At 75.1% G+C, this 7,164-nt stretch carries 7 protein-coding genes; 3 read left to right on the plus strand and 4 right to left on the minus strand.

Features of this window, described 5'->3' with window-relative positions; translation table 11 throughout:
* The first annotated feature begins 373 nt into the window (after positions 1-373).
* Positions 374-1,828 (plus strand): aminopeptidase P family protein, encoded by a 1,455-nt coding sequence (locus tag ACFV1W_RS10805; protein ID WP_380415105.1) that lies wholly within the window; start codon positions 374-376, stop codon positions 1,826-1,828.
* A gap of 302 nt (positions 1,829-2,130) precedes the next feature.
* Here ACFV1W_RS10805 and ACFV1W_RS10810 read toward each other — a convergent pair whose 3' ends face one another.
* From ACFV1W_RS10810 to ACFV1W_RS10825, 4 genes are all read right to left on the minus strand, one after another.
* Positions 2,131-2,577 carry a GNAT family N-acetyltransferase gene (locus ACFV1W_RS10810; RefSeq protein WP_380415107.1) on the minus strand — a complete coding sequence of 149 codons (447 nt, stop codon included), beginning with the start codon at positions 2,575-2,577 and terminating at the stop codon, positions 2,131-2,133.
* A 70-nt stretch (positions 2,578-2,647) separates the two neighbouring features.
* A complete protein-coding gene (locus tag ACFV1W_RS10815) occupies positions 2,648-3,319 on the minus strand; it encodes a class I SAM-dependent methyltransferase (protein WP_380415109.1) in 672 nt (223 codons plus the stop codon).
* 62 nt (positions 3,320-3,381) lie between these two features.
* A complete protein-coding gene (locus tag ACFV1W_RS10820) occupies positions 3,382-4,800 on the minus strand; it encodes a sensor histidine kinase (protein ID WP_380415111.1) in 1,419 nt (472 codons plus the stop codon).
* Between the two features lies 1 nt (position 4,801).
* Positions 4,802-5,479, minus strand: a complete 678-nt coding sequence (locus ACFV1W_RS10825; RefSeq protein WP_380415113.1) for a response regulator transcription factor — start codon at positions 5,477-5,479, stop codon at positions 4,802-4,804.
* A 158-nt stretch (positions 5,480-5,637) separates the two neighbouring features.
* On the opposite strand from ACFV1W_RS10825, the gene ACFV1W_RS10830 reads away from it, so the two are divergent.
* Both ACFV1W_RS10830 and ACFV1W_RS10835 read left to right on the plus strand, forming a co-directional pair.
* Positions 5,638-6,249 (plus strand): hypothetical protein, encoded by a 612-nt coding sequence (locus ACFV1W_RS10830; protein ID WP_380415115.1) that lies wholly within the window; start codon positions 5,638-5,640, stop codon positions 6,247-6,249.
* Between the two features lies 1 nt (position 6,250).
* Positions 6,251-7,096, plus strand: coding sequence for a hypothetical protein (locus ACFV1W_RS10835; protein ID WP_380415117.1), 846 nt, complete (start codon positions 6,251-6,253; stop codon positions 7,094-7,096).
* The last annotated feature ends 68 nt before the right edge of the window (positions 7,097-7,164 follow it).

The following is a 7,164-nucleotide window of genomic DNA, read 5'->3' on the forward strand; positions in this document are numbered from 1 at the left end:
GTTTTTTTTTTTTGTTGGTTTTTTTTTTTTTTTTTTTTTTATTTTTCACAGCGTACGCGTTCACGGGGGGCGCGTGGACGGGGGGGTGGGGGTGGCTTTGTCCCTGCCCCCCCCCCCCCCGCGCCGCTGTGTGCGCCCCCTCGACCATGCTGCGGCCAGAGCGAATTCCGGCTGTGCCGGGTTCCTCCCCGGCGCCTCGACTCCCTGCACGCTGTTCCCGCGCAGGAGTCGGCCGGGCCGACTTCCCGTGCGGCGCCCCGTCGGCACCGGCCCCTTCTCTTCGGACCCCGTTCGATATACGGTACACAACGCTTGTTACGTACCCGGCAGGTCGGCGCGACGGTGCGCCGTATCCCCCTCTGGAGAGTCCGCTGTGACCGATCCCGCCCAGCCCACCGCGTCGACCCCGCCCATCAAGTACCGCAAGAACGGCCTCACGCGCGGAGTGACCGAGGAACTCGCCGAGAGCATGAAGCACGGCTGGGCCGACACCGAGCGCCACGCTCTGGAACCGATCCCGCAGGCCGCCCACACCGAGCGCCGCCGGGCCGCGCTGTCCGCCGCCTACCCGGGCGAGCTGCTGGTGGTCCCGTCCGGCAATGCCAAGGTGCGGGCCAACGACACCGACTACCCGTTCCGCCCCTCCTCCGACTACGTCTACCTGACCGGCGACCAGTCCCAGGACGCCGTGCTGGTCCTGGAGCCCACCGGGGACAGCGGCCACCGGGCCGTGCTCTACCTGCGCAACCGCTCCGACATCGAGAGCGGCGAGTTCTGGCTGGACGGCCACGGCGAGCTGTGGGACGGGCGCCGCAACAGCCTGACCGAGAGCGAGCGGCTGTTCGGCCTGCCCTGCCGGGACGTCCGCACCGCGCGCGCCGACCTGGCCGCGGCCACCGCCCCGGTCCGGGTGCTGCGCGGGCACGACGCCGGGGTGGAGGAGACCCTCCGGGACAGGTCGACCGCCGAGCGGGACGCCGAGTTCGAGGTCTTCCTGTCCGGAATGCGCCTGGTGAAGGACGAGTTCGAGATCGCCCAGCTGCGCCACGCGTGCGAGGCGACGTCCCGCGGCTTCGAGGACGTGGTGCGCGTCCTCGGCACGGACGCCGCGACGCCGGAGCGGCTGATCGAGGGCACCTTCTTCGTCCGGGCCCGGCTGGAGGGCAACGACGTCGGCTACAGCACCATCGCCGCCGCCGGCCCGCACGCCACCACCCTGCACTGGGTGCGCAACAACGGCCAGGCCCGCCCCGGCGACCTGCTGCTGCTCGACGCCGGCGTGGAGACCAACGAGCTCTACACCGCCGACGTGACCCGCACCCTGCCGGTCTCCGGCCGCTTCACCGACATCCAGCGCAAGGTCTACGACGCGGTGCACGCCGCCCAGGAGGCCGGCATCGCCGCCGTCCGGCCGGGCGCGGACTTCCGCGACTTCCACCACGCCGCCCAGCGCGAGCTCGCCGAACACCTCACCGCCTGGGGCCTGTTCGGCGACCTCACCGCCGACAAGGTGTACGAGCTGGGCCTGCACCGCCGCTTCACCCTGGCCGGGACGGGCCACATGCTCGGCATCGACGTCCACGACTGCGCCCACTCCCGCACCGAGGAGCACGTCGACGGCACGCTTCTGCCGGGCATGGTGCTCACCGTCGAGCCGGGCCTGTACTTCCAGGAGAACGACCTGACGGTGCCGGAGGAGTACCGCGGCATCGGCGTCCGGATCGAGGACGACATCCTGGTCACCGAGGACGGCAACGAGAACCTCTCCGCCGGCCTGCCGCGCGGTTCCGAGGAGGTCGAGGCCTGGCTGGCCCGCCTGCGCGGCTGAGCCCCGAGGACGGCGGACCTGCGGCCCCCGGGCACCCGCTCCGGGGGCCGCGCGCCCTCCGTCACTTCAGCTTGCCGAGCGCGGCGGCCGTCCGCCGCACCGCGTCCACCACGTCCTCGGCCGGGCGGGCGGGCGGTGAAGCAGAGCCGGAAGAAGCCGGGCGCGGCGTTGTGCATGACCCCGCCGGGCAGCAGGGTCATGGGTGTCGGGACGTGGATGGCGAGGCATGGGTGCGGGCCGGCGGCGGGCGCGTCGCGGCGGAAGGTCCTGTCGCCGTCCGCAAGCGGCCTGACCGAGCGGGGTCAGGCGTGCTCGCCGCCCAGCGGCTTGACCCAGCGGCTCCACTGGGGTTCGGGCCGGTAGCCGGCGGCCTGCCAGGTGCGGTGGCCGAGGGCGTTGTCGTCGAGCACCATCGCGTCGGCGCGCCGGCCGCCGAGTGCGACGAAGCGCTCCTCGGCGGCGGCGAGCAGGGCGGCGCCGATGCCCCGGCGGCGGTGCCCGGGGTCGACGGCGAGGCGGTAGAGGTGGCAGCGCCAGCCGTCCCACCCGGCGATGACGGTGCCGAGCGGGGTGGCCGGGTCGTCCGCCGCGGCGGCGACGATCAGGCAGTCGGGGTCGCGGGCGAGCAGCGCGGCCACGCCCGCCGCGTCGTCGGTGATGCTGGTGCCCTTGGCGGCGCGGGCCCAGAGGGCGAGCAGGGCGGGTATCTCCCCGGGCACGGCGGCGCGCAGCACGATCTTCCTGGTCATGTCGGCCTGTCTAGCAGGGCGTTCGGCCGCACCGCCGGCAATTCCGCGCCGTGGACGGCGTGGTGGGCGGTCAGCCGAGGCGCCACACGGTGGTGGTCTTGACCGAGGCGTCCTCCAGGTCCGCCACCACCGGCACCTGGTAGGCGGCCACGGCGGTGAACCGCTCGCGGGGCAGGTAGGCACGGCCCGGATCGCCGACGATCACGGTGGCGCCGCGGGCGGCGGCCCGTTCGAGGAAGGGCAGGAAGCGGGCGGCCATGGCCCGTTCGTAGAAGACGTCCCCGGCGAGCACCACCTCGGCCGGGGCGCCGTCCCCGTCCACCAGGTCGACCAGCGCACCCTCCACCCGTACCCCGTTGGCCTCGGCGTTCAGCTCGATCGCGGCCACCGCGTAGGCGTCGATCTCGGCCGCGCGCACCTCCGTCGCCCCGCGCAGCGCGGCCGCCACCCCGACCAGTCCGGATCCGGCGGCGATGTCCAGCACCGCGCGCCCGTCGACCAGTTCGGGGTGGTCCAGCACGTAGCGCGCGACCGCCACCCCGCCGGCCCAGGCGAACGCCCAGAACGGCGGGGGCAGTCCGTCCCGGCCGCGCTCGCGCTCGGTGGTCTCCCACAGCGCGATGGCGTCCTGGGCCATGTGCAGGCGGATCTCGGGCACGAAGGGAACGGGCGTCAGCTCCGTCTCCCGCCGGATGAAGGCGGGGTCGGCGTCGGCTCGAAGAGTTCGCAGCTCACTCGGCATGCCCGCAGCATAGGGCCTGCGGGGCACGCCGCCCGCCCTGGTGGCCGGCGGAGCCCGGACCCTCAGCCGTCGACCGCCAGCGGGATCGCCGCGGTGAGCCGGGCGCCGGTCGGGGTCGGGGTGACGGTGAGGGTGCCGTGGTGGTGACGGGCGATGTCGCGGGCGATCGGCAGGCCCAGGCCGGTGCCGCCGTGGTCGCGGGAGCGCGCGTCGTCCAGGCGGGTGAAGCGTTCGAAGACCCGCTCGCGGTCGGCGGGCGGAATGCCGGGGCCGTCGTCCTCCACGTCCAGCAGCGCGAGGCCGCGCGCCGGGTCGGTGCCCAGGCGCACGTGCACGGTACCGGCCGCGTGGCGCTCGGCGTTGTCCAGCAGGTTGGTGAGCAGTCGGCCGAGCCAGAGCGGGATGCCGTCGACGGCGACCCCGGGGGCGAGGTCGGTGGTGCGGCGGTGCGGGCCGGACGGGCGGGCGAGGACGGTGGTCGCGACCAGGTCGGTGAGGTCGATCCGCCGGCGGGGGCGGTCGTCGGTGCCGCCGGCGTCCAGCCGGGCGAGCAGCAGGAGGTCGGTGGCCAGGTTCTGCAGCCGGTCGGTGTCCGCCAGGGCGCCGTGCACCAGCTCGGCGCGGACCGCCGGATCCGGGTGGGTGTCGGCCACCTCCAGCTGGGTGCGCAACACCGCGAGGGGGCTGCGGAGTTCGTGCGAGGCGTCGGCGATGAACTGCCGCTGTCGGCGGCCGGAGGCCTCCAGCCGGTCGAGCATCGCGTTCATGGTGGCGGCGAGCCGGGCGATCTCGTCGGCCGTGCCGGGTTCGGGGACACGGCGGTGCAGGTCCTGCCCGGTGATGGCATCGACCTCGGCCCGGATCGCCTCCACGGGGCGCAGCGCCTGCCCGGTGACCTTCCAGGTGACCACCACCCCGGTGAGCAGCAGCAGCGGGCAGGCGACGGCCAGCCCGGCCTGGGTGATGTCCATGGCCTCGTCGGCGGCTCGCAGCGAGGCGCCCGCGTAGACGGTGACCGGCCCGTCGGCGGTGTCGGCGGTGACGGCGGCGAGCCGCTGGCGGTGGTGTTCGAACAGCGGGTCGACCTCGTCGGTGGTGTGCGAGCCGGTGCGCCGCGCGGTGGTCAGGGCGGGGCGGCCGGCCAGGTTGGGGCTGGCGGCGAGGACGGCGCCGCGGGCGTCGACGACCTGGAGGAAGTCGGTGCCGTGGGCGGGGTGCAGGACGGGTGCCAGCCGTCCCTGGACGGCGAGTTGGGCGACCGACTCGGCCTGCTGGCGGGTCGCGGAGGCGGCCGAGGCGACCAGGTCGGCGCGCACGGCGACGAGCAGCCCGGCCCCGGCCAGGGCGAGTGCGGCGGCCAGCACCGTACCGGCCGCCGCGGTGGCCCGGGCCCGTACCGTACGGGGGACGAACCGGCGCAGCGCGTACGGCGGTTGCGGGCGTCGGCGGAGGACGTGCCGGAGCTGCGGGGGTCCGGGCACCTCAGCCGCCCGCCGGGTCGAGGCGGTAGCCGGCGCCGCGCATGGTCTGCAGGGCGGCCCGGCCGAAGGGCGCGTCGATCTTGCGCCGCAGGGCGTGGACGTGCACCTCGACGATGCTCGGGTCGGCGTCGTGGTCGGCGTCCCAGACGTGGTCGAGGATCTCGCGCTTGGAGACCACCGTCCCGGCCCGGGCGGCCAGGTGCTCCAGGATCGCGAACTCGCGGGCGGTCAGGTGGGTGGGGGTGCCGGCCCGGGTGCAGGTGCGGGCGTTGGCGTCCAGCACCAGGTCGCCGAGGGTGTGCAGCCGGGGGCGCTGCCGGTCGATGCGCCGGTGCAGGGCGCGCAGCCGGGCGAGCAGCACGACGAACGAGAAGGGCTTGGCGAGGTAGTCGTCGGCGCCGGTGTCCAGGGCCTCGGCCTCGTCCCACTCGCCGTCCTTGGCGGTGAGCATCAGGATGCCGGCCCGGCAGCCGCCCGCGCGCAGCCGGGCGCAGACGCGGTAGCCGTTGAGGCCGGGCAGCATGATGTCGAGGACGACCACGTCGTAGGGGTGGCGCTCGGCGAGGGCGAGGCCCTCGGGGCCGTTGTGGGCGGTGTCGACGGTGTGTCCGTCGGCCTCCAGTCCGCGCCGCAGCGCGGTGGCCATCCGGTGTTCGTCCTCCACGACGAGTATGTGCATCCGTTCAGGGTGCCAGGCTCACCTGAGAGGGCCGGACCCGGCTTAAGCGCAGGTTCAGGTACGGTCCGCCATGATCGCCGGGCGCGGCCCGGGCGGTACCGGGCCCGGCGCTGAGCGCAGCAGCCGCACGAGGCAATCCGAGGCAAGGAGTACGCCCGATGACCGACCCCCTGTCGTCCACCACCCCGCAGGCCGGCACCCCGCTCACCGGCGAGCAGCCGGAGGTCGCGGAGGTGCCGCCGCTCTCGCCCCGGCGCCGGCGCGCCGAGCGGCTGCGCGCCTGGGCGGGCGGACGGGAGCGCCGGATAGCCGCCTCGGTGGCGGCGGTGGCACTGCTCGCCGGGGGCGGGCTGGCCGTCGCCGCGGCGGCGCACGAGGGCCACGGGGAGCGCGGGCGCGGCCACGAGCACGGGTACCGCGAGGCAGCGGCCCGCTCCGAGAACGGCCACGGGAACGAGGACGGGAACGGGCAGGGGAACGGCCACGGGAACGGACAGGCGCACGGCAACGGCGGCCGCCACGGAGGGCAGCAGCACGGCGGGGCGCCCGCCCCGCTGCCCCCGTTCGCCGCCTCCGCCGCCCTGGAGAAGGCCCAGGCCGCCGTCCCCGGCGGCCGCGCCGAGTCGCTGCACCGGGTCACCGCGCAGGGTGGCGGCGCCGCCTGGGCCGTGACGGTCGTCGGCCAGGACGGCGTGCGCCACCTGGTGACGGTGGACGGCATCGACGGACAGCTCACCTCCAACACCGTCGTCGACGGCTCGGAGGGCTGAGGTGGCCCACTCGTACGCGCCGATCGCGCCCGGCCCCGCCACGCCCGGCCCCGCCACGCCCGGTGACACCACGCCCGGTGACACCACGCCCGGTGACGTCCGGGCCGCCAGCAAGGTCCCCGTGGTGGACGGCTGGTTCTGGGTGGTGAAGGTACTGACCACCGGCATGGGCGAGACCCTCTCGGACTTCCTCGCCAAGACCTTCGACCCGGTGCTGGCGGTGGCCGCCGCCGGGCTGCTGCTGGCCGTCGCCCTCCTGGTGCAGCTGCGCACCCGCCGCTGCGTGCCCGGGCTGTACTGGGCGGTGGTCGTGCTGGTGAGCGTGTTCGGCACGATGGTCGCCGACGTGGCGCACGTCGCGCTCGGCGTCCCGTACGCGCTGTCGGCCGGTGCGCTGGCGGCGGCGCTGGCGGCGCTGTTCCTGCTCTGGCACCTGGTGGAGGGCTCGCTGGCGATCGACCGGGTGATCGGGCTGCGCCGGGAGCTGTTCTACTGGGCGGCGGTGCTGCTGACCTTCGCCCTCGGCACCGCGCTGGGCGACCTGACGGCGGCCACCCTCGACCTCGGCTACCTGGTGGCCGGCCTGGGCTTCGCGGTGCTGATCGCCGTTCCGGCGGTGGCGGCGCGGGCCCGCTGGGTGGGCCCGGTGGCCGGGTTCTGGTGGGCGTACGTGCTGACCCGTCCGCTGGGCGCCTCGTTCGCGGACTGGCTGGGCGTCGGCGCCGACCGCGGCGGCCTCGGCCTGGGCACCGGCCCGGTCAGCCTGGCCCTGGCCGTGCTGATGGCGATCGCCCTGGCCCTGTCCGCGCGGACGCGCCGCCGGACGGCTGGACTCACCGGCCACTGACCGTCTACATTTCTGTAGACGTCGGAGGCGCACGGCATCACCCCCCGGACAGCCCTGCGCCACCGATC

Source organism: Kitasatospora sp. NPDC059648, assembly GCF_042734825.1.
Lineage (GTDB): Bacteria > Actinomycetota > Actinomycetes > Streptomycetales > Streptomycetaceae > Kitasatospora.